Annotated in this window: 23 protein-coding genes; 13 read left to right on the top strand and 10 right to left on the bottom strand. The window is 52.6% G+C overall.

The genetic code is table 11. From position 1 onward, the window contains the following. Positions 1-19 precede the first annotated feature (19 nt). Positions 20-550 carry a photosystem I assembly protein Ycf3 gene (locus tag H6F94_RS29070; protein ID WP_190805734.1) on the bottom strand — a complete coding sequence of 177 codons (531 nt, stop codon included), beginning with the start codon at positions 548-550 and terminating at the stop codon, positions 20-22. A gap of 125 nt (positions 551-675) precedes the next feature. On the opposite strand from H6F94_RS29070, the gene H6F94_RS29065 reads away from it, so the two are divergent. Beyond that, complete coding sequence (locus H6F94_RS29065; RefSeq protein ID WP_190805733.1) at positions 676-1,998, top strand: hypothetical protein; 1,323 nt, start codon at positions 676-678, stop codon at positions 1,996-1,998. A gap of 49 nt (positions 1,999-2,047) precedes the next feature. Here the strand turns inward: H6F94_RS29065 and H6F94_RS29060 are convergent, their stop codons facing one another. Continuing rightward, positions 2,048-2,380, bottom strand: coding sequence for a hypothetical protein (locus H6F94_RS29060; protein ID WP_190805732.1), 333 nt, complete (start codon positions 2,378-2,380; stop codon positions 2,048-2,050). 211 nt (positions 2,381-2,591) lie between these two features. On the opposite strand from H6F94_RS29060, the gene nadA reads away from it, so the two are divergent. Beyond that, on the top strand, positions 2,592-3,566 hold the full coding sequence (nadA, locus tag H6F94_RS29055; protein ID WP_190805731.1) for a quinolinate synthase NadA: 975 nt from the start codon (positions 2,592-2,594) through the stop codon (positions 3,564-3,566). A 4-nt stretch (positions 3,567-3,570) separates the two neighbouring features. Here nadA and H6F94_RS29050 read toward each other — a convergent pair whose 3' ends face one another. After that, the gene (locus H6F94_RS29050) at positions 3,571-4,083 is read right to left on the bottom strand and encodes an inorganic diphosphatase (RefSeq protein ID WP_190805730.1); all 513 of its coding nucleotides are present in this window, start codon (positions 4,081-4,083) and stop codon (positions 3,571-3,573) included. Between the two features lie 282 nt (positions 4,084-4,365). Between H6F94_RS29050 and H6F94_RS29045 the strand changes: the two genes are divergently transcribed. Next, positions 4,366-5,511, top strand: a complete 1,146-nt coding sequence (locus H6F94_RS29045) for a cob(I)yrinic acid a,c-diamide adenosyltransferase (protein ID WP_190805729.1) — start codon at positions 4,366-4,368, stop codon at positions 5,509-5,511. Here H6F94_RS29045 and H6F94_RS29040 read toward each other — a convergent pair. After that, on the bottom strand, positions 5,508-6,659 hold the full coding sequence (locus tag H6F94_RS29040) for a histone deacetylase family protein (protein ID WP_242041457.1): 1,152 nt from the start codon (positions 6,657-6,659) through the stop codon (positions 5,508-5,510). The genes H6F94_RS29045 and H6F94_RS29040 overlap by 4 nt on opposite strands. A 57-nt stretch (positions 6,660-6,716) precedes the next feature. Between H6F94_RS29040 and H6F94_RS29035 the strand changes: the two genes are divergently transcribed. From H6F94_RS29035 to H6F94_RS29020, 4 genes are all read left to right on the top strand, one after another. Further along, the gene (locus tag H6F94_RS29035) at positions 6,717-6,890 is read left to right on the top strand and encodes a hypothetical protein (RefSeq protein WP_190805728.1); all 174 of its coding nucleotides are present in this window, start codon (positions 6,717-6,719) and stop codon (positions 6,888-6,890) included. A 353-nt stretch (positions 6,891-7,243) separates the two neighbouring features. Further along, complete coding sequence (locus H6F94_RS29030; RefSeq protein WP_190805727.1) at positions 7,244-8,986, top strand: 2-oxoacid:acceptor oxidoreductase subunit alpha; 1,743 nt, start codon at positions 7,244-7,246, stop codon at positions 8,984-8,986. An 85-nt stretch (positions 8,987-9,071) separates the two neighbouring features. Continuing rightward, entirely contained in the window at positions 9,072-9,941 is an 870-nt protein-coding gene (locus H6F94_RS29025; protein WP_190805726.1) for a 2-oxoacid:ferredoxin oxidoreductase subunit beta, read from the top strand. Positions 9,942-10,247: 306 nt separating this feature from the next. Next, the gene (locus H6F94_RS29020; RefSeq protein WP_190805725.1) at positions 10,248-10,871 is read left to right on the top strand and encodes an exopolysaccharide biosynthesis protein; all 624 of its coding nucleotides are present in this window, start codon (positions 10,248-10,250) and stop codon (positions 10,869-10,871) included. Between the two features lie 41 nt (positions 10,872-10,912). On the opposite strand, the gene H6F94_RS29015 is transcribed toward H6F94_RS29020, so the two are convergent. The 4 genes from H6F94_RS29015 to H6F94_RS29000 all read right to left on the bottom strand — a co-directional run bounded on the left by H6F94_RS29015 (position 10,913) and on the right by H6F94_RS29000 (position 13,719). Next, a complete protein-coding gene (locus H6F94_RS29015) occupies positions 10,913-12,205 on the bottom strand; it encodes a glucose-1-phosphate adenylyltransferase (protein ID WP_190805724.1) in 1,293 nt (430 codons plus the stop codon). 104 nt (positions 12,206-12,309) lie between these two features. Then, on the bottom strand, positions 12,310-12,762 hold the full coding sequence (locus H6F94_RS29010; RefSeq protein WP_313949395.1) for an NUDIX hydrolase: 453 nt from the start codon (positions 12,760-12,762) through the stop codon (positions 12,310-12,312). Positions 12,763-12,779: 17 nt separating this feature from the next. Further along, complete coding sequence (locus H6F94_RS29005; RefSeq protein WP_190805723.1) at positions 12,780-13,148, bottom strand: hypothetical protein; 369 nt, start codon at positions 13,146-13,148, stop codon at positions 12,780-12,782. 82 nt (positions 13,149-13,230) lie between these two features. Then, the gene (locus H6F94_RS29000; protein ID WP_190805722.1) at positions 13,231-13,719 is read right to left on the bottom strand and encodes a late competence development ComFB family protein; all 489 of its coding nucleotides are present in this window, start codon (positions 13,717-13,719) and stop codon (positions 13,231-13,233) included. A gap of 191 nt (positions 13,720-13,910) precedes the next feature. Between H6F94_RS29000 and rpe the strand changes: the two genes are divergently transcribed. Both rpe and H6F94_RS28990 read left to right on the top strand, forming a co-directional pair. Beyond that, positions 13,911-14,621 (top strand): ribulose-phosphate 3-epimerase, encoded by a 711-nt coding sequence (gene rpe, locus H6F94_RS28995; RefSeq protein WP_190805721.1) that lies wholly within the window; start codon positions 13,911-13,913, stop codon positions 14,619-14,621. A gap of 169 nt (positions 14,622-14,790) precedes the next feature. After that, complete coding sequence (locus H6F94_RS28990; protein WP_242041456.1) at positions 14,791-15,183, top strand: hypothetical protein; 393 nt, start codon at positions 14,791-14,793, stop codon at positions 15,181-15,183. 28 nt (positions 15,184-15,211) lie between these two features. On the opposite strand, the gene H6F94_RS28985 is transcribed toward H6F94_RS28990, so the two are convergent. Both H6F94_RS28985 and hisD read right to left on the bottom strand, forming a co-directional pair. Then, the gene (locus H6F94_RS28985) at positions 15,212-15,643 is read right to left on the bottom strand and encodes a universal stress protein (protein WP_190805720.1); all 432 of its coding nucleotides are present in this window, start codon (positions 15,641-15,643) and stop codon (positions 15,212-15,214) included. Continuing rightward, complete coding sequence (gene hisD / locus H6F94_RS28980) at positions 15,612-16,994, bottom strand: histidinol dehydrogenase (RefSeq protein ID WP_396426463.1); 1,383 nt, start codon at positions 16,992-16,994, stop codon at positions 15,612-15,614. The genes H6F94_RS28985 and hisD overlap by 32 nt, the downstream gene beginning before the upstream one ends. Before the next feature lie 158 nt (positions 16,995-17,152). Here hisD and rpsT point away from each other — a divergent pair, with 158 nt between their 5' ends. The 4 genes from rpsT to H6F94_RS33150 all read left to right on the top strand — a co-directional run bounded on the left by rpsT (position 17,153) and on the right by H6F94_RS33150 (position 23,842). Next, positions 17,153-17,452: a 30S ribosomal protein S20 gene (gene rpsT / locus H6F94_RS28975; RefSeq protein WP_190805719.1), complete on the top strand. Its 300-nt coding sequence runs from the start codon at positions 17,153-17,155 to the stop codon at positions 17,450-17,452. 2 nt (positions 17,453-17,454) lie between these two features. Continuing rightward, complete coding sequence (locus tag H6F94_RS28970; RefSeq protein ID WP_190805718.1) at positions 17,455-18,276, top strand: TatD family hydrolase; 822 nt, start codon at positions 17,455-17,457, stop codon at positions 18,274-18,276. Positions 18,277-18,496: 220 nt separating this feature from the next. Next, a complete protein-coding gene (gene rpoB / locus H6F94_RS28965; RefSeq protein ID WP_190805717.1) occupies positions 18,497-21,823 on the top strand; it encodes a DNA-directed RNA polymerase subunit beta in 3,327 nt (1,108 codons plus the stop codon). A gap of 129 nt (positions 21,824-21,952) precedes the next feature. After that, a complete protein-coding gene (locus H6F94_RS33150; protein ID WP_190805716.1) occupies positions 21,953-23,842 on the top strand; it encodes a DNA-directed RNA polymerase subunit gamma in 1,890 nt (629 codons plus the stop codon). Positions 23,843-23,859 lie beyond the last annotated feature (17 nt).

Here is a 23,859-nt window from a genome sequence, read left to right as displayed (position 1 = left end):
ATTGAGACTCCTAATCTTTTTAGAAGAACACGTCCATCTTTGAGCGCCCTGTGGTTTTCAACCAGTTCTGAGCCTCAATGTAATTGTTGGGGGCAATTCGGATCGCCCGCTTCCAGAACTCGGCAGCTTGGTCAAAGTATTCGTCGGCTTCCTCGGCTTCCTCAGATTTGCCAGATTCCTTCAGTCGCTCCCCCTTGTAGTGATAGATCACTGCAATGTTGTTAAGCGCCTGGGGCAGCCGTGGGTTTAGTTCTAGGGCTTCATGGTAGTACCCCAGTGCCCGGTCATGTTCGCCATTACTGGCGTGGATTAGGCCAATGTTGTAGAGAATGTAGCTGCGATCGTATGGATCGTCTTCGAGGGTGAGTGCTTCCTGATAGTTCTCGAGAGCCTCGGCGTACTCTCCGTCAGCTTGGGCAGACATGCCGTCGCGGTAGTAAGCGAAGGCTTCCTTCTCCCTCTTACTACCGGGCATGATCTTGAGGATCATATCCGCCATGACCGTGAAGGAGCGGTCAATGAAGTTGTCGTTGCGCTGGGATCTCGGCATATTCCGGCTAGAGAAAATCTCGCTGCTGATCATGGTACTGCATCTACCCGGTGCCTGATTTCAGCTCTGATAGACCAAGGGTAAGCCCCTTAGAATAGAGCTAAAGACCTGAGTATGCGCGTCCTATGGCTCTTTCCCAGGCTACTCCCAATCCCGCCGTCATGCAGGCGGTTGAGAAGCTAAATTATCGCGTTACGGTTGGCGACGTTGCCGCTCGTGCTGGCTTGGATGTGAAACTGGCGCAGCGAGAACTGCTCACGCTAGCTCAGAGCGCTGGTGGACATTTGCAAGTTGCAGAGTCGGGAGAGATTGCTTATGTCTATCCCAATAACTTTCGAGACGTTCTGCGCAGCAAGTATTTCCGGCTCCAGCTTCAAGAGCAGTGGCAGAAGATCTGGAAAATTCTGTTCTACTTGCTTCGCATCTCGTTTGGTGTAGTTCTGGTCACCTCAATTGTGCTGGTGATTGTTGCCATTTTTATCATCATGACTGCCATGCGCAGCAGCGATGACAATGGCAACAGCAATGACCGCGATGGCGGTGGCATGTTCTATATGCCAGGTCTTTTCTACTGGCCGGATCTGTTCTGGTTTTTCAGCCCGAATTACTACGACGAGCGACCCTATACCCAGCGCCGTGGTTCTGAGCAGAAGCCTCAGATGAATTTTCTAGAAGCAGTGTTCTCTTTCCTATTTGGGGATGGTAACCCCAATGCCAACTTGGAAGAGCGACGTTGGCAAACGATCGGCAGTCTGATTCGGCGAAACCGAGGTGTAGCAATTGCTGAACAGGTTGCTCCCTACCTAGACGATCTAGGCAGTGGCTTTCGCAATGAGTATGAGGACTATATGCTGCCGGTGCTGACTCGATTCAACGGGCAGCCAGAGGTTAGCCCAGAGGGTGACTTGGTGTACCGTTTTCCTGAACTTCAGGCAACCGCTTTCCGCAGTCGAGGCATGCAGATTCCAGAGTTCCTGAGGGAGCTCCGCTGGAAGTTTAGTGAGGCCACCTCTGGCCAACTGACCTTGGCTGGAATTTTAGGCGGCGTAAACGTGGTTGCGGTCTTGATCCTGGGCGGTTTACTCAGGAGCGGAGCAGCAGAACTGGGTGGATTAGTTGGGTTTGCCAGTGGTATTTATGGCATCTTGCTAGCCTACGGTATTGGTTTTCTGGTAATCCCCCTAGTGCGCTATCTCTGGCTCCGGGGCCGTAATGCCAAGGTTGAAGCTCGTAACGCTAAACGGCAGCAGCAGGCCGCGAAATTAAGGCAAAGCAGCCCTGAAATCACCCGCAAGCTCACTTATGCTCAGCAATTTGCAGCTGAACAGGTGATCAGTGAAGAGGACCTGGCCTACACCACTGAGCAAGACTTGCTAGACCAAGAGTCAGCGAATAGCCGCAAAATCGACGAGGAATGGAATCGACGGCTAAATCAGGGAGACCGCTAAGTTTGCCTCTCTAAACAGTGAGCTGTTACTTGTGTTTACTCAAGGTCTTCTACTGAAGAGTGCTGAGCCAATCGCTCAATTCGATGGACTCAACATAGGAGTTGGTTTCTGGGACTGGAGAGCGTGCGAGCGCCCCAGTGACAGTGACAAAGCCGATAGCCACGCTGACTACAGCTAAGACTCCTAACCAACGCCGACGCTGTCGTCGGCCCTCAATGCGTCGAAACTCATGGGCAATAGCCTGAATGACAACGTAGGACTGAGGTTCCTGTGGACATTGAGCCAGGTTTTCTCCGGCTGCATTCCAGATGTTGAGTGAGCCGGTCTCGTCACGTTCACATAGATAGAGCTCGTAGTCAGGGGTACGAATAAGGGTATACATAGCAGTTCCCCTCGCTGAATCATGGATTCGGTTTTTGGTATCTATATCTAAAATTTACGATCTGGCCTGGGGCCTAGATCAGGGAGAAAAGATTACGATTTTCAGGGCTCTTAACAACCCCAAAGGTCACTAGGGTCACTTCAGGATGCTATTTTTGGTAAATTCAACTATAATTAGCTCACATCACCTGAAGCCGGGGTAATTCCTGCCTGTGTTTACAACTGCACGCCGCCAACCGGGCTCGCCAAGCATGGCCGAGCTACCGGATGATTTGTTTGCTGCTATTCAGTCTTTAAAGCGCGAATTGAATGCTGTGATTCTGGCTCACTATTACCAGGATCCTGATATTCAAGATGTTGCTGATTATCTCGGTGATTCTTTGGGGCTTTCCCAACAGGCAGCAAGCACTAATGCAGAGGTAATTGTGTTCGCAGGGGTTCACTTTATGGCTGAAACGGCCAAAATTCTGAATCCAGACAAGTTGGTTTTGCTGCCGGACTTGGCCGCAGGTTGTTCGCTCGCTGATAGCTGTCCTCCAGAAGCGTTTGCTGCTTTTAAGGCGGCTCATCCCAATCATCTAGTGGTGTCGTATATCAATTGCACTGCTGAGATTAAGGCAATGAGCGACATCATTTGCACTAGTGCAAATGCCGTTCAAATTGTGCGTCAAATTCCCGAGACTCAACCGATTATTTTTGCGCCAGATCGCAATTTAGGCCGCTATGTCATGCAGCAGACAGGGCGCGAGCTGGTGCTTTGGCAAGGCGCTTGTATTGTGCATGAAACCTTCTCAGAGAGGAAGTTGCTTCAGCTCAAGACAGCTTATCCCCAGGCCGAAGTGATCGCCCATCCGGAATGCGAACCAATTCTCTTGCGTCATGCGCAATATATTGGTTCCACGACGGCGCTGCTGAAGTACGCTCAATCAAGTACCAGTCAGACTTTTATTGTGGCTACGGAGCCGGGCATTATTCATCAGATGCAGAAGCAAGCCCCCCAGAAGCAGTTTATTCCTGCTCCTCCGTTGAGTAACTGCGCTTGCAATGAGTGTCCGCACATGCGGTTAAATACCCTAGAAAAACTTTATTGGGCAATGAAGAATCGAGCCCCAGAAATCACCATGCCTGAGACAACTCGGGTCGCAGCACTGCGACCCATTCAACGCATGTTAGCAATGAGCGTTTGATGCTCTAGTGTTTAGCAGCAGCGATGCACTTATCGATCAGAGGCTGCACCTTGGCTAGCCCCTGCCAGCCTTTGATTTCGGTCACCTTCTTCTCTAAGTTCTTATAGGTTTTGAAGAACTCAGAAATTTCTTCGAGCCGATGAGGGGCGATGTCTGTGATGCCTTGGACCTCTGCATAGCGGGGGTCTTTGGCAGGCACACAGAGAAGCTTCTCATCGCCTTCGCCGCCATCAATCATTTCCAGCATGCCGATAGGGCGGGCCAGAATCACGCAGCCGGGAAAGGTGGGCTGATCAATAAGGACTAACGCATCGAGTGGATCGCCGTCATCGCCCAGAGTGTTGGGGATAAAGCCGTAATCACAAGGATATTGAACCGATGAGTAGAGCACCCGGTCTAGGGCAAAGGCTTGCAAGTCTTTGTCGAACTCGTATTTATTTTTGCTACCTGCGGGAATCTCAATCAGGATGTTGACGAGACCAGGTTTTGGTTGGGGACTAATGCGCGAGAGATCCATAGGTCGAGATCCGAGGATTAAGCGGTGCAAAAACGCCAACCATTATCCGCTACATTCTGCACTCAGTGCCATCTAATCTTCTGGTGCTTCTAATTATGCCCTCGGCTTTAGGTCTCTCAGCTGGGTATTTGGGCCTCAAGCCACCAATAAAACGCTAAATCCAGGGGAGGGTATCCGTTAAAATCAAGCCGGTAAGATTGAAACCAGTTAAACCAGCCAATCACCCGCCTAGCTCAACGCTGAGCGGTATGGCCTTGGTCTGCCTCTCGTAATGACTTGATAATGACCCGCACTGGTATTGGTATTCAGACCGCTCAAACTCGTTCTGAGCGCGTTGTCGGTCAACTCCACGTTTATGACGGTAAGGGTAAGGGCAAGTCCCAAGCCGCCTTGGGTGTCGTCCTGCGGTCTATTGGTCTAGGCATGGCTCCAGAGAATCAGGCCCCCCTGCAAACTCGGGTGCTGCTATTGCGCTTCCTCAAAGGACCCGGCAGAGCTTATGCCGAAGATGCAGCGATCGAAGCGCTACAAAGAGGTTTTCCTCATCTGATCGATCAGGTGCGCACGGGGCGAGCTGAGTTTTTTGGGGCTGATCAGGTCACCCCTCTAGACCGTAAAGAAGCCCAACGCGGTTGGGATATTGCTCGGGGTGCCCTAGCCTCAGGGCTGTATTCCGTGATCGTGCTGGATGAGCTCAATCCGGTTCTCGATCTAGGCTTATTGCCCGTTGATGAGGTGGTGCGGACGCTCAAGAATAAGCCTGAGCCCCTGGAAATTATTGCGACTGGTCGGGGAGCGCCTGCCTCCCTGCTGGAGATTGCCGATCTGCACTCCGAAATGAAACCGCACTACCACACGGCAGCTCAAGCTAACGGCATCACTGGCATCGAGATTTATACCGGCGCGGGTAAAGGCAAATCGACCAGTGCTTTGGGCAAAGCCTTGCAGGCGATTGGTCGAGGCATCAGCCGCGATTTATCCCATCGCGTCTTGATCATGCAGTGGCTTAAAGGGGGCAGTGGCTATACCGAGGATGCTGCCATTGCTGCGTTGCGCCAGATTTTTCCCAATCTGGTTGACCATCAACGCTGTGGCCGGGATGCCATTGTCTGGCGTGGCCAGCAACAGGAGATTGACTATGTAGAGGCTGAGCGGGGCTGGGAGATTGCCCGTGCCGCCATTGCTTCCGGGCTTTACAAGACAATCATCCTAGATGAACTCAACCCGACTGTAGACCTAGAACTACTGCCCGAAGAGCCGATCGTGCAGACACTGCTCCGCAAGCCCCTCGATACCGAAGTCATTATCACGGGGCGCTGTAAGAACCCACCCGCCTACTTTGACCTCGCCTCTGTACATTCAGAGATGGTTTGTCACAAGCACTACGCGGAGAAAGGGGTTGACCTGAAGCGAGGGGTTGATTTTTAGACTCGTTGCTTGATCGGTTGCAGGCAGCTTTCTACCACTGCCACCACGGATTGAGCCAAGGCCCGAAAATCGTAGCCGCCTTCTAAACCAAAGACGATCTTGCGCGTTAGCCCCAGACAAAGCTCAGTAAACAGGCCATAGTCACTGGGCTGAAGGGCAAGGCTAGCAAGAGGGTCATCTCGGTTCGCGTCAAAGCCTGCACTGACAATTAACAAGTCAGGGGAGAACTCGCGCAGAAACGGCAAAATTTTCTGTTCAAAAGCGGGCTGATACTCTGCCAAAGTGCTGCCGCTCGCCATTGGCAGATTCAAGATGTTGTTGTGGGCTCCCCGCTCCTCCGCTTGACCTGTACCCGGATAGAAAGGAGCCTGGTGGGTTGAGACGTAGGCGATCTGGGGCATATCCCAGACAATCTCCTGGGTGCCATTGCCGTGGTGCACGTCCCAATCCAGGATGGCGACCCGTTGTATACCGGGCTGGCTGAGGGCGTACAGAGCTGCCACAGCAGCATTGGCAAAAATGCAGAAGCCCATACCAATTTCAGGCAGAGCATGGTGTCCTGGTGGACGTGCCAACACGAAGGCAGGCTCACCTGAACGCAATACTTGGTCAACCCCGTCCAACCAGGCACTCACCGCTAGCAGGGCAACCTCGTAACTCTGGCTGGAAACGAAAGTATCTGAATCAATCCGACCGCCGCCGGCTTCGGCCAGACGTCTAACGGCCTCTACATAGGGCTGGCGATGTACTCGCAACACCCAAGGTAAGACTTCACGCTCTTGCCAGGCTGTGGGGGTCTGCCAACTCAACTGCTCGGCAAAGGCTGCCTGACGCAGAGCCTCCACTGAGGCTGTCAGCCGTCCAGCCTTCTCAGGATGGAGACGCCCCGTGTCGTGCTGCAAAAATTCCTCGGAGTAAATGATGGGAAAGGTCACAACATCCCCCTCGCAAGATTCTGAATAGCTGAACCGCAGGTAGCGCAACCCAAACAAGGCAACGGCTAGATAGAAGCCCTCTACCTCGCCGAATGGGCTGGTATACGGGTTCAGTGTAGCTGACACCCCTAGGCCCTGAAAAAATGACTCTAAAAAAACGACCATGAAAAAACGGAGAGCCAGCAAGTAGCTCTCCGCCAAATCAGGGTGCATCTATTACCAGAGTATGCCACGAAAAGGATGAGGGGTAACACCCATCAGACAAACTTCATGATTTCTACATCGAACTCATCTGAGCCGGGGTCTGCCTCAACTAGTCATAACGCTCAGGAATTACTCATGCTGGCTCCAAGTCGAGGCAGTTTCGGGCCGGAATCCCGGCAGGACGAAGGTAGACCTGCGCAAGACTCTAGCCAAGACTACAGCCAAGACGCCCGGTTGTGAGACAAAATTCTCTCTAATGCAGAATTAGCCCAGGACTGAGCCTACTTGAGAACGAGCGGAAATCAAGTTTCTGGTCTTGCTCAGTTTACAGGTATCTAGATACATGCAAACCCAGCGCTGTTTTTACTGAAGCGTTGTTAGTTTTATGACTTATTTTTTTGCTTCACCGAGGCTTTACTAAGATTTTTATGGGTTTTCAAAGAAAGATGAAAAAAGTATCAGACCTTCAGGAGCCTATAGGTCATATTAGATATAGCAGAGTTTAAAGAACATGCTGAGTTTTATGAACAAACCCCCCTTCTAAAAAGCTCTGTGAAGCTCTGTCGAAATAGTTCGAATTGAGATATGTACTTATGACCAAAGCGTCCTTTGTTCTACGAATTGCCGGGGAATCTGGCGAGGGTGTGATTAGCTCGAGTGAGACTTTTGCACGAGCTTTAGCAAAGTTGGGCTACTGGCTGTTTACCTATCGCACGTTCCCGGCAGAGATCAAGGGGGGACCTGCCCTATTCCAGATGCGAGTGGGCTCGCAACGCCTAAGCACTCAGGGAGATAGCCTGGATTTGCTGTTGGCCTACAACCAATATGCGTTCGATCACAACGTCAAAGATTTAGCCTCTGCAAGTGTGGTGGTTTATGATTCTGAGGCCGTTACCATTCCCAATGATTTTAAACATCAAGCTGTAGGAGTTCCCTTTGGTCGAATTGCTCGGGAGGAGATTGGTTTTCCGCTAGCAAAAAATGTTGTTGCGCTTGGTGTTCTTTCTCAGTTTTTTCCAGGAGTTGAGCAATTTCTCCAGCAAGCTATCGAGAAGCAATTTAAACGTAAAGGCGAAGAAATCATTGGCAAAAACAAAGCGGCTCTGCAAGCAGGTTTAAAATTTACTGCTGATTTGCCTACAGAAGTTCTGCGTTTAACTGAACCAAATGTGGATCAAAGCCGCTTAATTCTCTCTGGCAATCAAATGATTGCGATGGGTGCTATTGCGGCAGGCTGTCGAGCTTACTTTGGCTATCCGATCACACCGGCCACGGACATCATGGAATTTCTCGCTGGGGAACTGCCCAAGGTCGGTGGGGTCTGTCAGCAAGTTGAGGATGAAATCAGTGCCGTGATGATGGCTGTCGGTGCCTCCTACGCAGGAGTTCCAGCGATGACCGCGACCTCTGGTCCTGGCCTATCACTAATGGGTGAAACGCTGGGCTACGCCTGGGGAGCTGAGATTCCCATAGTCGTTGTGGACTCAATGCGTGCCGGTCCCAGCACGGGGATGCCAACCAAGATGGAGCAATCAGATTTGAATATTGCTCTGCACGGTAGTCACGGCGATACAGCCCGCGTGGTGATTGCCCCCACTGATGTTGAGGACTGCTTCTGGCAAACGATTCGGGCCTTCCAAATCGCCGAGACGTATCAGGTGCCAGTTGTACTGCTCTCAGACATTACGCTCAGCAATCGCACAGAGAGCGTACAGCGGCCCGACCTCAGCCAAGTGAAACGGGCGGAGCGTCTGACCTACACTCCTTCTGAAGTGCCCTATCTGCGATTTGACCTGACGAGTTCAGGGGTATCGCCTATGGCAGTTCCAGGCCAGCCTAATGCTCACTACGTTGCCAGTGGCTTGGAGCACACCCCTTCTGATGCCCCCTGCTACACCCCAGAAAACCACGAAGCCCAAACCGAGAAGCGCTTCCGCAAACTAGAACAGATTCGCGCTAGTCTACCTGCACCTGAGATCTTAGGTGACCCCTCGCGAGCCGAGGTCGGTTTAATTACTTGGGGCACTGCTTGGGGGCCGGTGCAGGAGGCAGTGAAAATCGCTCAAGCGCAGGGCCATTCGGTTTCAGCGATGGTGCTGCGGACTCTGAATCCCTTTCCCACTGATGCAGTACAAGACTACCTGCGCGGCGTACGTTGGGCGATTGCAGTAGAGAGCAATTTCCAGGGGCAATTGGCCCATCTAATCCAGGCGCACACCTTCCGTGAAGTGGACAAACTGCGAGCCTATGGTGGTGTTCCTTTCAGTGTGGCTCGCATTTTGGAAGCCATTGCAGCTCACAATTCACTGGCTCGACCCGTCAGCCTCAGTCGCTAGACTTGCCGCTTGTTTTGCTGGCCGCCTGTTAGTGCTGGTTTTGAACCTTTGCCTTTTGATGTTTTGGATAAGTTTTGGATGAGTTATGGTTACCACCCCTGCCCGCTCCAGTGCCCGTGATCACTATAAGAGTCAGGTGAAGCCGACTTGGTGCCCTGGCTGCGGTGATTTCGGCGTACTCAAAAGTGTTTACGAGGCATTCAATCAACTAGAGATCGATCCAGATAACTTAGTTGCAGTCTCTGGTATCGGCTGTTCTGGACGTATTCCCTTCTTCATTGATGCCTACGGTTTTCACTCTTTGCATGGTCGTGCCCTGCCTGCGGCCTCGGGTATCAAGTTGGCACGACCAGAACTTGATGTAGTTGTGTTGGGAGGTGATGGGGATGGCTTAGCCATCGGTGCAGGGCATTTCGTGAATGCTTGCCGTCGCAACTTAGACATCACCTACATCATCATGAACAACTCGATCTACGGGTTGACGAAAGGACAAGCTTCCCCCACCAGTTCCTGGTCGATGGCAACGAAAACTGCACCTCAGGGCAGCAATGAGCAGCCCGTGAACCCGATTGCCCTAGCTTTAGTCTGTGGCGCAACTTTTGTTGCTCGTGGCTTCTCAGGGCAAAACAAAACCTTGGGTGAATTGCTCGCGCAGGGCATGTCTCATAAAGGGTTTTCGTTCATTGAGGTATTTAGCCCCTGTCCAACTTTCAACAAATTCAACACTTACGAATACTACCGAAACGAAATTCAAGCTCTACCTGAGGAACACGACCCTCACAACCTGCCCCAGGCATTGCAATATGCCTTTGCGCCAGAGACTTATCTCGGCGTGTTCTACGACAGTCAACAAGCTGTTCTGAATGACCACACTGAGCGCATTAAAACTGGCAGTCAAACAGATATTGACACTCGCTTGAATGCCTTGTTTGATAACTTTGCAACCGCAGTGTAGGAATTCAGTTCCTCTCCAAAGACTTTTTACAATGAACCCCGCTCAATTATTTTGAGCGGGGTTTGTGTTGGTGCTATGACTTTCTCTAAAATTCCCATCTTTCGCTCATGCGTTAGTGCTTTAGAGATGAGCCCAAGGTCCTCTGGTCAAAACTGCCATTGGTCTGTCCAATTCTGCTCGGATACATTGGCCAGCACAATCCGTCTCTGGTCTTGTCCTGAACCCGATATAGGCTGAGAGAAGAATCAGGGGAAAGCTATCTCCAGCAATCTGTACCTTTGTCCTTCCAGTGTTGCGCTCTCATCTATGAAATTTTCTCAAGACATCCAGGCACTTCTCGAAGAGTATGCCCAAGAGCCTCTGCCCCTGGGCAAGCTTCTAGAACGCACGGGTGAGCACGGCTTTGGCATGATGAGTGCCTTGCTGACCTTGCCCTTCCTGAGTCCCATTCCAATCCCTGGCTTCTCGACTGTCCTGGGTGCTGGGATTGTGCTTCTAGGGACTCAACTCAGCTTAGGCTTTCGGAAGCCCTGGTTGCCCAAGCGCATCGCTCAGGTTGAGCTTTCGCCCAAAGTCACGGCTGGACTCTTGAAAACAATCAACTGGATATTGAGGCCTTTGGAACGGGTGGTTCGGCCTCGCCTGTCAGTTCTAATCCGTAACCCATTGCAACGTCGTTTGATTGGTCTATCGATGGCCTGGGCTGCGATTCTGATGGCCCTACCCCTACCACCAATCATTCCCTTTACCAATACATTTCCAGCCTATGCCATCCTGTTTCTCGCAATTGGGACGATCGAGTTCGACGGCTTCCTAATCATGGCAGGTCATGGCATGACAGTTGCAACCACCCTCTACTTTGTCACTATCGCTGGTGCAATTTGGGCACTGCTGCTCAACGTCTGGGAAAGGTTACAGCAATTCCTCTGAACCTCTGCTTACTGACTGGCTGTCAACCCTAATTGGCGACCCTAGATGATGGTGCCATCCGGAATGACAGCCTTCTTGAGAACAATCACAATTCCACTGCGAATGTAGAAGCCTGCTTCTTCACGATCGGCTTCTTCAACGTGGTCTTTGTTGATGATCTGCACATTGCGACCAATGCAAGCGTCCTTGTCCACAATGGCACGGCGAATAGTTGTGTTGTGACCAATGCCCAAGGCGACTTTGCCATCGTTCAGCCCACCATCTCGCTCTACTAATGAGGTGTAGTAGTCCGACCCCATCAATAGGGAATCTTCAATCACACAGCCCGCCTCAACGCGAGTCCGAATCCCCAAAACAGAATGTTTCACCCGGCATTTTTTCAGAATACAACCTTCACCAATAATTGATTCAGTGATGTTGCAATCGAGCAGTTTAGAAGGCGGCAAATAACGGGGGCGGGTGTAAATTGGTGCTTTTTCGTCGTAGAAGCTGAAGGGGGGGCTGGGTTGACGCGTCAGATCGAGATTCGCGTTGTAGAATGCCTCGATAGTTCCAATGTCTTCCCAATAGTCATTGAATAGATAGGCTTGGACGTTGTAGCTATCAGTGGCGTCAGGGATAATTTCCTTGCCGAAGTCCGTCCGGTGTGCCGACTCCTTCAACAATTTGATTAGAGCAGCGCGGCGGAAGACATAAATGCCCATAGAGGCAATGTAGGGCTTGTGCCTTGCTTCTTCGGCGCTAAGACCCAGGGATTGTGTATCTACTTGCATGTCTCGTAGGGCATCACCCTTTGGCTTTTCGCTAAACGAGAGCACCCGACCCGTTTCGTCGATCTTCATAAGACCGAAGCTGGTAGCCTGCCGCTCATCAACTGGCAGCACTGAGAGAGTAATATCGGCTCCTGTTGCTCGGTGCCTTTCGACAAACAAACGGTAATCCATGCGGTAGAGCTGGTCCCCTGAGAGGACTACAAACTCATCAATCTCTTCCCAGGACTCCAGTAGCCACAGATACTGACGTACAGCATCAGCTGTTCCCTGGAACCAGTTGGGGTTCTCTAGAGTTTGCTGAGCCGCTAACACTTCTACGAACCCTTCGGTGAAACCCGAAAAATTATAAGTACGAGTAATGTGACGGTTAAGAGAGGCCGAGTTGAACTGAGTAAGGACATAAATTTTAGTGATGTCCGAATTGATACAGTTACTCACCGGAATGTCGATCAACCGGTACTTACCTGCCAGAGACACCGCAGGTTTCGCCCTGACTTTGGTTAGGGGATAGAGACGCGTGCCTGCCCCGCCACCCAAGATGATCGCTAATACATTCCGCATACAAAGCCCCTTGTTAACTGCTCTACCGCTGATCCCGCACTCTTAAACTAAGTGTGTGATGGGGGGGTACAGTTTGCAAGTAGGCCAGGTCACACGATTCCCGCTTAAGTTTCCAGGATCTCCAACAGGATTTCCAGGTGAGGCTGGGCAATTTTGCGAGTTCGCCCAAGTTTTTGGGAGAATAGGGCACCACTGCGCAGTTCTTGAGGGGTAAACAAACCCATATCTTCACCCTCCTGCAAACAGAGCTGATCTAGAGAAACTCCCAGCGTCCCTTGGAAAACGTGACGAATAACGGCGCGACTGGTTGTGTCTGAGCGGTATAAGGTTAGCTGCTTCGGCGCATGCCCAATCTCCTCCAGTAGCTCCCGGCGCATTGCAACCGAAGGATTTTCGCCCTGCTCTAAGTGCCCCCCAAAAAAAGCCCAATGGGCAGGCCAGGCAATGTTAGGCAGGTCATCGCGCAATTGCATTAGATAAAGGTCCCCTCGTTGAGGGTCGTCGTAGCGCAGACAAGCGATAGCAACCTCAACTGGCTGAGTCAGTGCGTCTTCCACTTCAAGACCTACTCTTGCTATAACCGTCGGATTTCCTCTAGATAGGCTTTACCCAAGTCGACATTGGAAACCACAATGCCCTGGTATTGGACATTAGCCTCTAAGCGAACCGTTGAACCACTAGGAGGGGGTTGCTGCTTGGTTAATACCCAAATCGTGCTATCTCCCTGTTTGAGTTCATAAACACTTGTGCCTAGCAACCCAACCTGGTTACCTACAGTTCCGCCAACGTACACTTTCGTGTAATTACGAGGCTGTTGCTGGATTGCCTCAATATTAGTCAGGCCAATACCAAAGCCAGCCAGTTGAGCACAACCAGTAGCTAGGCTTAAGGTTAGAGCCAGCCCCAACATCCAGGGCAGGGCAGAACGGGGGAAGGTCTTCATAACATCTTCTGTGCGCCTACGCTCCCAGTCTGACCCAAAGACCAACCCCCTGCTAAGGCCTACTCAGCTAGAGATTGCAGATCTAGCGTAAGAAACGCTGATTGTCCCAAGATTGTGGTTCGCGCCGCCGCCAGGTGTAGCAACCCTGGGACGTTTCAGCGAGCTTTTCTTTAAAGACAGGGACCAAATTATGCCAATCGAGATCCTCGCGTCGCAGAATCTGGCGTAGCTCGCGCAAAACACGCTCCTGCTGTAACTCCTCTGACACAGAAGTTAGAGGCGGAGAGTCTCGCCGGGGTGCTTGTTGGACTGTAGCTAGGGCTTGCCGCACAACCGCACTCACTTGCCGACCCGCCTCATGATTGGCTTTGAGCTGCTGCAAGCGCCAGCCTTTCTCACTGGTGGCATACAGGGGGCTTAGCCGGTTGAGGGCGCGAGCGGCAACCTCTACAGGACTAATCTGTTGACGCAAGCTAGGCGGTAGACTCTGGACTTGGAGTTCGGCCTCCGCCAGCACCAGTTCCTCAGCTGCGTTTCTGAAAGCTTTGGCTGTTTTTGAGTCACGAGTCATACCCCTTTGTTCTGCGATGCACCTCAATATCCGGAATATTAAGCCGGGATCGGGGTTAGTTCCCAGGGCATTGGGTTAGCCAGCAAGTTAAACTTTCGCAAGCTCTTCGAGAGTCTACGAATGATCCCGGCGCTAAGCGAGTGCGATACACTCGTTTACAAGACTCAGCACGCGTACGGAGGACACAGCCCATGACCGAACATCCCACCAACGGCTCTCAAAAACCGATTGTGGTTTCTCCTTCAATTTTGTCTGCTGACTTTAGTCGGTTGGGCGATGAAATTCGGGCTGTGGATGTAGCTGGCGCCGACTGGATTCATGTAGATGTTATGGATGGCCGTTTTGTCCCCAACATCACGATTGGTCCGCTGATTGTTGAGGCAATTCGTCCAGTGACTCAAAAGCCCATAGATGTCCACTTGATGATTGTGGAACCTGAGAAATATGTGGGCGATTTTGCTAAAGCAGGCGCTGATCTTATTTCAGTCCACGCAGAGCATAATGCTTCCCCTCACCTTCACCGTACTCTGGGGCAAATCAAGGAGTACGGTAAGCAGGCTGGCGTTGTCCTAAATCCCGGCACACCTCTTGAGCTCATTGAGTATGTCCTGCACCTCTGCGATTTGGTGCTGATCATGAGCGTCAACCCTGGTTTCGGGGGCCAAAGCTTCATTCCTGAAGTGCTGCCTAAGATTCGCAAGTTGCGTCAAATGTGCGATGAGCGAGGCCTAGACCCTTGGATTGAAGTGGATGGAGGACTCAAGGGCAATAATACCTGGCAAGTCCTAGAGGCAGGTGCTAATGCCATCGTTGCTGGTTCTGCAGTGTTCAAAGCTCCTGATTATGCTGCTGCTATTGAGGGAATCCGCCGCAGTCGCCGTCCTGAGTTAGCCACAGTTTAATTTTCTCGGCTTAGTTTTCCCGGTAGCGGTTAGCTAGCCGGAGCTCGAGCGCGCCCGCAAATTTCAAGTCGATTTGAATACTTAAGCTGATTTGAGGAGACGTTGATTCAACGTCTCCTTTTGCATGTCTGGCTACACTGGAGGCATTCTTTGTGTTTGGCTTGCTTCCATGCCGCGTCGCAGACGTTCGCTTGAGTCTCCCCCCACCCCAACTGACCCAATGGGTGAACAGGCGCTTCAGCATCTCTACGCGTTTTTTTGTCTCGTGCCGGTGTTTGGCTTCTTTCCAGCTCTCTGGACTCTGTACCGACGCCAAGGCACTCCTGAGCAAATAGCCGCTAGCCGTGTTGCTGTCACTTTGGCACTGAGTTGGGTGTTGGGCTACGCGCTATTTGCAACCGGCGCTCAAGCCAGCGAAGCTCTCAAGCTACCCCTGTTGCTCACCAGTAGCTTGCTATCCTCGGCTTACTTTCTAAGCAGCTGCTGGTTGATGTTCCGCCTGTGGCGTCGGCAACCTCTGCGCCTACCCCTGGTTAGCAAGGCTGCGGATCACCTGCCCTGAGTTGGTCAACAAGCCAATCCTTTCTGGCTTAAGCAGTTGGCTTCATAACCAGCACCGAACAGGGCGCGTCAGCCACTACTTGAGCACTTACTGAACCTTGCATGATGCGGTCAAAGCCAGTCAAGCCACGACTCCCCAAGACGATCAACTGACTCCGATGAATTCCGGCTAAGCGAATAATTTCTTCGGCTGGATCACCCGATACCACTTCTAGCTCGGACGGACAGGGGATACGGGCTTGGTACCCCTGAAGAATCTGCATGGCCTGATGATGAGTCAACTCCAGTTCCCCTGTTGCATGAGGAATATCTAAGGGTTGGTCGATTTCATTGGCAACGGAGGGCAAGACATGCACCAGCACAACCTGGTGCTCAGGCCCCAAAGCAAACTCCTTCAGCGTTTGTACCACCTGTTCAGATAGTTCAGAACTATCCAGGGCTACCAGGATCTTCTTGAGCAAACAGACCTCCTTCTGGCTGAACCCTTAGTCTCACCGACTCACCATGAGAATACAGCCCCTCTGCCTCAGTCAGTTGATCGATAGCTTGGGCCACATTTTGTAGAGACGCCGGTGTGTACTGAATCAGGCTGGTATGCTTCATAAAAACTTCCACTTGAAGCGGGGAGGCATACCGGGCTGCCCCAGAGGTTGGCAGGGTGTGGTTAGGACCTGCCAGATAATCCCCCACTGCTTCTGGCGTTGCATAACCCAAGAAAATAGCACCAGCGTGGCGAATGCCTTCCAACAGCGTCCAAGGATCAGCAACCTCTAACTCCAGGTGTTCTGGCGCGAAGTCGTTGGAGAGTTCAAGAGCCTCCTCTAAGGAGCCGACCACCACTACTAGCCCGTAATGGGCAATGGACTTCTCTGTGAGAGTGCGTCGGGGATGGTCTTCCAGTTGATGATTAACTTCCCGTACGACCTGAGTAGCAAGGGCCGTGCTAGGGGTAAGCAACACCGATGCAGCAAGGGGATCGTGTTCTGCCTGAGCCAGCAGATCCGCTGCAACATGGGCGGGGTTAGCGCCTGAGTCAGCAATGACCAAAACCTCAGATGGCCCAGCTAAGGAGTCAATGCCGACGTTGCCGTATACCAGCTTTTTCGCCAGGGTGACATATACGTTCCCAGGGCCAGTGACCACGTCCACTTTGGGAATCGTCTGGGTGCCATAGGCCAGTGCAGCGATAGCTTGGGCCCCGCCGACCCGATAGATCTCGGTGATTCCAGCTTCTTGAGCCGCTACTAGTACTGCACTATTTAAGGCTTTGTCAGGTCCGGGCGGCGTCACCATGGCGATGCGCTTCACTCCTGCGACCTTGGCTGGCACAGCATTCATCAAAACTGTACTCGGGTAAGCTGCTTGGCCACCAGGTACATAGATCCCAGCTGCATCCACGGGGGTGTAACGCTTGCCCAGGACCACACCGTTGTCCTCAAACTGGACCCAGTTTTGGGGCAGACGTTGCTGATGGAAGGCGGTGATGCGCTGGTGAGCTAAGCGAATGGCGCTTAGTAAGTCCTTGCTAATCTGCTGGTAGGCTGCATCCAGTTCAGCACCGCTAACGCGCAGCTCCTCAGCCCGTAACTCCTGCCGGTCAAACTCGGCAGTGTAGTGAAGCAAGGCCTGATCTCCAGTGCGCTTGACTGCTTGCAGAATCTCACGAACGGTCGCCTCCTTGTGTATTACCTGGTCATCATGAATCCGGTCGCGGATGCGCCGAAGCTCCGTCTCCGCCTCAATCCGCTGAGTGATGATTCGCAGCATAGAACCCAAGAACGCCGGTATGTCAGGCTCAAAGATCAGCGGCATACCTACCCTGAGATGCCTGAAGACCTTGAAGGGCCAGTGTTCACGTTCCTAGCTTAACCTGATTTTCTCGACCCCCAGCGCGTAAGATTCACTCCAAGGCAACCCAGTGCTATCATTGATTCTCACGCAAATTTTTATGGCTAGGGATTACTCGGCTCGTGGCAAACATCAAATCTGCAGTTAAGCGCGTAGAAATCGCTGAGCGGAACCGCTTACGTAACAAAGCTTACCGGTCTGCCGTTAAAACCCTGACAAAGCGATGCTTTGAGGCTGTAGCTGCCTATCAGCAAAGCCCCAGCTCGGAAACTCTGCGGGCAGCCCAAACCAGCCTGTCTACCGCTTTCAGCAAGATTGATAAGGCGGTCAAACGCGGCGTTTTGCACACTAACACTGGCTCTCGTAGGAAAGCCCGGCTCTCTCAGGTCCTAAAGTCGCTTGAAACTGCTTCGGCGCCCTAAACGTGCCTTCTCCGCTGATTGACAGCCACGTCCACCTCAACTTTGAAAGCTTTCAGCAAGATCTGGATGCGACAGCGCAACGCTGGCGAGAAGCTGGAGTGGTTAGGTTGATCCATTCGTGCGTAGAGCCAGCAGAGTTTAGCCAGATTCAAGCTCTTGCTGATCGGTTCCCTGAGCTTTCTTTTGCGGTGGGGCTGCATCCTTTGGATGCGGATAAGGCAATGCCCGAACTCTTGGACCAACTGCGTAGCCTAGCCGCTTCTGATCGGCGAGTCGTTGCGCTAGGAGAAATGGGGCTGGACTTCTACAAGGCAGACAATCAGGCGCAGCAAGAGTTAGTCTTTCGGGCTCAGTTAGCGCTCGCCCGTGAGCTGGATCTGCCCGTTATCATTCATTGCCGAGATGCGGCAGCGCGGATGTATGAGCTACTCTTGGCGGTTCAGGCGGAGGGGCCGCCAGTTCGAGGTGTTATGCACTGCTGGGGAGGCACCCCAGAAGAAACCAGCTGGTTCTTGGGCCTGGGTTTCTATATTAGTTTCAGTGGCACGGTCACTTTTAAAAATGCCACTCAAATTCAGGCATCCGTAGCAGTTGTACCTGACGAACGGCTTCTCATTGAGACTGATTGCCCCTTTCTATCGCCTGTTCCAAAGCGAGGTAAGCGCAATGAGCCCGCCTTCGTGCAGTATGTGGCCCAGCAGGTGGCGCAATTGCGAGGTCTATCTTTAGAGTCATTGGCCGAGTTGACTACGCACAATGCGGCTCAACTTTTCCGGCTTAGCTTAAATGATGTAGAATTTGCGTCACAAATTCTGCAAACTTGAGTTACGCTAGGAATATCTGTGGGAAGATTACAAGTTCTATGGCGGGATATTGACGCTGCCCTCCGGCTGCGTGGTTCGCAGCGGCTTAGGACATAACAACTGTGCATCAGGCTTGAGGCTTCTAAGGGTTGAAGCTTAAGCCCTCTTCTTGTTGACAATCGTGTCGAGACTAGCTTAGAATTCGGTGCCCACGCTCTCGCGTGGCCTATAGGGGAGACGCATGACTAAACAGAGCTACACAGCCCCCGCGTTTACTCTGCCGGACTTGGTAGAGATTCAGCGGGAAAGTTTCCGCTGGTTTCTGGAGGAAGGGCTGATTGAGGAGTTGGAGAGCTTCTCACCCATTACCGACTATACCGGCAAGATGGAGCTGCACTTCCTGGGCCAGAACTACAAGCTCAAGCGCCCCAAATATGACATTGACGAGGCGAAACGGCGCGACAGTACCTACGCGGTACAGATGTACGTGCCAACTCGTCTGATCAACAAGGAAACCGGCGAGATTAAAGAGCAGGAAGTGTTCATTGGTGACCTGCCACTGATGACCGACCGGGGGACCTTCATTATTAACGGTGCTGAACGAGTGATCGTCAACCAGATCATTCGTAGTCCGGGGGTGTATTTTAAGTCCGAGACCGATAAGAACGGGCGACGCATCTACAACGCCAGCCTGATTCCGAACCGGGGTGCTTGGTTAAAGTTTGAGACTGACAAGAACGATCTAGTCTGGGTCCGCATCGACAAGACCCGCAAACTCTCAGCACAGGTGCTGCTGAAAGCTTTGGGGTTGAGTGACGTTGAAATTTTTGATGCCCTGCGTCACCCCGAGTACTTCCAAAAAACTATTGATAAGGAAGGGCAATTCGGCGAAGAAGAAGCTCTCATGGAGCTATATCGCAAGCTCCGGCCTGGTGAACCCCCCACAGTCAGTGGCGGGCAACAGTTGCTTGATTCGCGCTTTTTTGACCCCAAACGTTACGACCTTGGCCGCGTTGGCCGTTACAAGCTGAACAAGAAGCTGCGTCTGAACGTACCAGACTCGGTACGGGTGCTCACTCCCCAAGACATTTTGGCGGTAGTGGATTACCTGATTAACCTGGAGTACGACATCGGTCAGACCGATGACATCGATCACTTAGGCAATCGTCGCGTACGTTCGGTTGGTGAACTCCTGCAAAACCAGCTTCGGGTTGGTTTGAACCGATTGGAGCGCATCATTCGAGAGCGCATGACTGTTTCCGAGCCTGATTCGCTCACACCTGCGTCTTTGGTGAACCCCAAACCGTTAGTAGCAGCGATCAAGGAATTCTTTGGCTCCAGCCAGTTATCTCAATTCATGGACCAGACTAATCCTCTGGCTGAGTTGACTCACAAGCGCCGTATTTCTGCCTTGGGCCCTGGTGGTCTCACCCGAGAACGGGCAGGCTTTGCGGTACGGGATATTCACCCATCGCACTACGGACGTATCTGCCCGATTGAGACGCCAGAAGGGCCCAACGCAGGTCTAATTGGGTCTCTAGCTACCCATGCCCGCGTAAATTCTTATGGCTTCATCGAAACCCCGTTCTGGCGGGTGGAAAACGGTCGGGTCTGCTTCGAGGATGACCGCCCGCTATATATGACGGCGGATGAGGAAGATGATTTGAGAACTGCGCCAGGGGATATCTCTCTGGATGAGGGTGGCAACATTCTAGGTGAGCAGGTTCCGGTGCGCTACCGACAGGAGTTCACGACTTCTGCGCCCCAGGAAGTTGACTACATGGCAGTCTCGCCCGTGCAGATCATCTCAGTGGCGACCTCTCTGATTCCTTTTCTGGAGCACGACGATGCTAACCGTGCCCTCATGGGTTCGAACATGCAACGTCAGGCTGTACCCTTGTTGCGCCCTGAGCGTCCCTTAGTCGGCACAGGCTTAGAGCCGCAAGCAGCTCGGGACTCTGGCATGGTTGTGGTCTCCCGTGCTAACGGCGAGGTCGTCTATGTTTCGGCTGAAAAGATTGTGGTGCGGTCCAATGAGGGCGGACGGGAAATTACCTATCCTCTTCAGAAGTACCAGCGCTCTAACCAAGATACCTGCCTAAACCAGCGTCCTCTGGTCTTCGTTGGCGACAAAGTCGTCACTGGCCAGGTCATGGCGGACGGCTCAGCGACGGAAGGCGGCGAGCTGGCTCTAGGTCAGAACATCCTGGTTGCATACATGCCTTGGGAGGGCTACAACTACGAAGACGCCATTCTGATTAGCGAGCGGTTGGTCTTTGACGATGTCTACACCTCGATTCACATTGAGAAGTACGAGATCGAGGCTCGCCAGACCAAGCTGGGCCCTGAGGAAATCACTCGGGAGATCCCCAATGTCGGTGAGGATGCTCTGCGCCAGCTGGATGAAGACGGCATTATCCGGATCGGCTCCTGGGTTGATGCAGGCTCAATTCTGGTTGGCAAGGTGACCCCGAAGGGTGAATCTGATCAGCCCCCTGAAGAAAAACTGCTGCGAGCTATTTTCGGTGAGAAGGCACGGGATGTAAGAGACAACTCCCTACGTGTGCCTAACGCTGAAAAAGGCAGAGTCGTTGATGTGCGAGTGTTCACTCGAGAGCAAGGCGACGAGCTGCCTCCTGGCGCCAATATGGTAGTCCGCGTCTACGTGGCTCAGAAGCGCAAGATTCAGGTGGGTGACAAGATGGCGGGGCGCCATGGCAATAAGGGCATCGTGTCCCGTATTCTGCCAGTCGAAGACATGCCTTTCCTACCAGACGGTAGACCAGTAGACATCGTGCTGAACCCTCTAGGGGTGCCATCCCGCATGAACGTCGGTCAGGTCTACGAGTGTCTGTTGGCATGGGCTGGCGATACGTTGGACGTTCGCTTTAAGGTCACTCCTTTTGATGAAATGTACGGTTCTGAGGACGACAAGGAAGTGTCCCGAGCCCTAGTGCACGGCAAGCTTGAAGAAGCTGCCGAGATCACCGCTCAAGAGTGGTTATACGATCCCAAAAATCCTGGCAAAATTCAGGTGTTTGACGGGCGTACAGGCGAGGCCTTTGACCACCCAGTCACAATCGGCAAAGCCTACATGCTGAAGCTGGTGCACTTGGTTGACGATAAGATCCACGCTCGTTCAACCGGTCCTTACTCACTGGTGACACAGCAGCCTCTGGGCGGTAAGGCTCAGCACGGTGGTCAGCGCTTTGGTGAAATGGAAGTCTGGGCGCTAGAAGCCTTCGGTGCCGCTTACACCTTGCAGGAGTTGCTCACGGTCAAGTCTGATGACATGGTGGGACGTAATGAAGCCCTCAACGCAATCGTGAAGGGCCGGGCCATTCCAAGGCCGGGGACACCAGAGTCGTTCAAGGTGCTGGTTCGTGAGTTGCAATCGTTGTGTTTGGATGTCTCAATCCATAAAGTCGAGTCGCGAGAAGATGGCAGTACTAAGGATCTAGAAGTGGATCTGATGGCAGATGTTGGGACACGGCGCACCCCGTCACGACCCACCTACGAGTCAATCTCACGGGATGACATGGATGACGACGACGACAGCGACGATTGATGCGGATTAGGACTAAGAAATAGCGGAGCCCCGGGCAATGGCAGTGTCAGCTGTCAATGCCCGGGGAATGCTCCCTTCCGAACTGATTTGACGAATTGAAATACTTAAGAACGCCCGAGGAATAGCAATATGCCGAAGCTGGAACAGCGGTTTGACTACGTCAAAATCGGCTTGGCTTCGCCTGATCGGATCCGGACTTGGGGAGAACGGACCCTCCCCAACGGACAGGTTGTTGGCGAAGTAACTAAACCTGAAACGATTAATTACCGAACGCTCAAGCCCGAGATGGACGGTCTGTTTTGTGAGCGCATCTTCGGGCCTGCCAAAGATTGGGAGTGTCACTGCGGCAAGTATAAGCGAGTTCGCCACCGGGGCATCGTTTGCGAGCGCTGCGGGGTTGAAGTAACCGAAGCGCGGGTGCGTCGGCACCGCATGGGTTACATCAAATTAGCTGCACCGGTCACTCACGTTTGGTACCTCAAAGGCATTCCTAGCTACATGGCGACGTTGCTGGACATGCCCTTGCGGGATGTTGAGCAGATCGTTTACTTCAATGCCTACGTTGTTCTTAGTCCTGGCAATGCTGAGAACCTAACTTATAAGCAACTGCTCACCGAAGACCAGTGGATTGAAATCGAGGATCAACTCTATCGAGAAGATTCTCAGCTGTCAGGTATTGAAGTAGGTATCGGCGCTGAGGCAGTGCAGCGGCTGCTTCAGGATCTCAATATGGAGGCTGAAGCTGAGGGTCTGCGCGAGGAGATCGCCACGTCTAAAGGTCAGAAGCGAGCCAAGTTGATCAAGCGCCTGCGCGTTATTGACAACTTCGTTGCCACTCAGTCGAAGCCAGACTGGATGGTCTTGCAGGTGATTCCGGTCATTCCTCCTGACCTGCGCCCAATGGTTCAGCTCGATGGTGGGCGCTTTGCCACCTCCGACTTGAACGACCTCTATCGTCGGGTGATTAACCGGAACAATCGTCTGGCTCGCCTGCAAGAGATTCTGGCTCCAGAAATCATTGTGCGCAACGAGAAGCGCATGCTTCAGGAAGCCGTAGATGCACTCATTGATAACGGACGGCGGGGTCGTACCGTGGTCGGTGCAAACAACCGGCCGCTCAAGTCCCTGTCCGACATCATTGAAGGTAAGCAAGGCCGCTTCCGGCAAAACTTGTTGGGTAAGCGGGTTGACTACTCGGGACGTTCAGTCATTGTGGTTGGACCTAACCTCAAGATCCACCAATGCGGCCTGCCCCGAGAGATGGCGATTGAGCTATTCCAGCCTTTCGTTATTCACAAACTCATCCGTCAAGGCTTAGTCAATAACATCAAGGCTGCTAAAAAGCTAATCCAACGGAATGACCCGCAGGTCTGGGATGTCCTCGAGGAAGTAATCGAAGGCCACCCCGTGATGCTCAACCGGGCACCCACGCTGCACCGTTTAGGGATTCAAGCCTTTGAACCCATCCTGGTCGATGGTCGCGCCATTCAACTGCATCCATTGGTCTGTCCAGCTTTTAACGCTGACTTTGACGGAGACCAGATGGCGGTTCACGTACCGCTCTCCCTGGAAGCTCAAGCTGAGGCTCGCCTGTTGATGCTGGCTTCCAACAACATTCTGTCCCCTGCTACGGGCCGACCGATTGTAGCGCCATCGCAGGATATGGTCTTGGGCTGTTATTACCTAACTGTTAGCACCCCAAACTCTGGCGATCCAGAAAAAATGTCTGGGGCCGGACGGCACTTTGCCAATCTAGACGACGTGGTGATTGCCTACGAGCAAAAACAGATCAGCTTGCATGCCTATGTATGGGTGCGCTTTGACGGTGAGGTTGAAGACGAAGAGAAAAACCACGAGCCTGAAATCACCAGGGATGAGACTACGGGCGTCGTCGTCAAGCAGTACAAGAACCGCCGCGTTCGTGAAGATGCCGAGGGCAATGTGATCGCGCAGTCCATCCGCACCACTCCTGGTCGGATCATCCTCAACAAGACTATCCTCGCTTCCCTGGCCAGCTAACTACGAGCTAAGAGAGA

The sequence above is a fragment of the Leptolyngbya sp. FACHB-261 genome (assembly GCF_014696065.1).
Lineage (GTDB): Bacteria > Cyanobacteriota > Cyanobacteriia > FACHB-261 > FACHB-261 > FACHB-261.
Note: the sequence above shows the minus strand (reverse complement) of the source record. Positions and strands in the feature narration are given on the sequence as shown.

What these genes read in the sequence shown, in the direction of transcription:
- H6F94_RS29070 (WP_190805734.1), bottom strand. Translation starts at nt 550, where the DNA reads ATGCCGAGATCCCAGCGCAACGACAACTTCATTGACCGCTCCTTCACG.
- H6F94_RS29065 (WP_190805733.1), top strand. Translation starts at nt 676, where the DNA reads ATGGCTCTTTCCCAGGCTACTCCCAATCCCGCCGTCATGCAGGCGGTT.
- H6F94_RS29060 (WP_190805732.1), bottom strand. Translation starts at nt 2,380, where the DNA reads ATGTATACCCTTATTCGTACCCCTGACTACGAGCTCTATCTATGTGAA.
- H6F94_RS29050 (WP_190805730.1), bottom strand. Translation starts at nt 4,083, where the DNA reads ATGGATCTCTCGCGCATTAGTCCCCAACCAAAACCTGGTCTCGTCAAC.
- H6F94_RS29045 (WP_190805729.1), top strand. Translation starts at nt 4,366, where the DNA reads ATGACCCGCACTGGTATTGGTATTCAGACCGCTCAAACTCGTTCTGAG.
- H6F94_RS29040 (WP_242041457.1), bottom strand. Translation starts at nt 6,659, where the DNA reads ATGCACCCTGATTTGGCGGAGAGCTACTTGCTGGCTCTCCGTTTTTTC.
- H6F94_RS29035 (WP_190805728.1), top strand. Translation starts at nt 6,717, where the DNA reads ATGATTTCTACATCGAACTCATCTGAGCCGGGGTCTGCCTCAACTAGT.
- H6F94_RS29030 (WP_190805727.1), top strand. Translation starts at nt 7,244, where the DNA reads ATGACCAAAGCGTCCTTTGTTCTACGAATTGCCGGGGAATCTGGCGAG.
- H6F94_RS29025 (WP_190805726.1), top strand. Translation starts at nt 9,072, where the DNA reads ATGGTTACCACCCCTGCCCGCTCCAGTGCCCGTGATCACTATAAGAGT.
- H6F94_RS29020 (WP_190805725.1), top strand. Translation starts at nt 10,248, where the DNA reads ATGAAATTTTCTCAAGACATCCAGGCACTTCTCGAAGAGTATGCCCAA.
- H6F94_RS29015 (WP_190805724.1), bottom strand. Translation starts at nt 12,205, where the DNA reads ATGCGGAATGTATTAGCGATCATCTTGGGTGGCGGGGCAGGCACGCGT.
- H6F94_RS29005 (WP_190805723.1), bottom strand. Translation starts at nt 13,148, where the DNA reads ATGAAGACCTTCCCCCGTTCTGCCCTGCCCTGGATGTTGGGGCTGGCT.
- H6F94_RS29000 (WP_190805722.1), bottom strand. Translation starts at nt 13,719, where the DNA reads ATGACTCGTGACTCAAAAACAGCCAAAGCTTTCAGAAACGCAGCTGAG.
- rpe (WP_190805721.1), top strand. Translation starts at nt 13,911, where the DNA reads ATGACCGAACATCCCACCAACGGCTCTCAAAAACCGATTGTGGTTTCT.
- H6F94_RS28990 (WP_242041456.1), top strand. Translation starts at nt 14,791, where the DNA reads ATGCCGCGTCGCAGACGTTCGCTTGAGTCTCCCCCCACCCCAACTGAC.
- hisD (WP_396426463.1), bottom strand. Translation starts at nt 16,994, where the DNA reads ATGCCGCTGATCTTTGAGCCTGACATACCGGCGTTCTTGGGTTCTATG.
- rpoB (WP_190805717.1), top strand. Translation starts at nt 18,497, where the DNA reads ATGACTAAACAGAGCTACACAGCCCCCGCGTTTACTCTGCCGGACTTG.
- H6F94_RS33150 (WP_190805716.1), top strand. Translation starts at nt 21,953, where the DNA reads ATGCCGAAGCTGGAACAGCGGTTTGACTACGTCAAAATCGGCTTGGCT.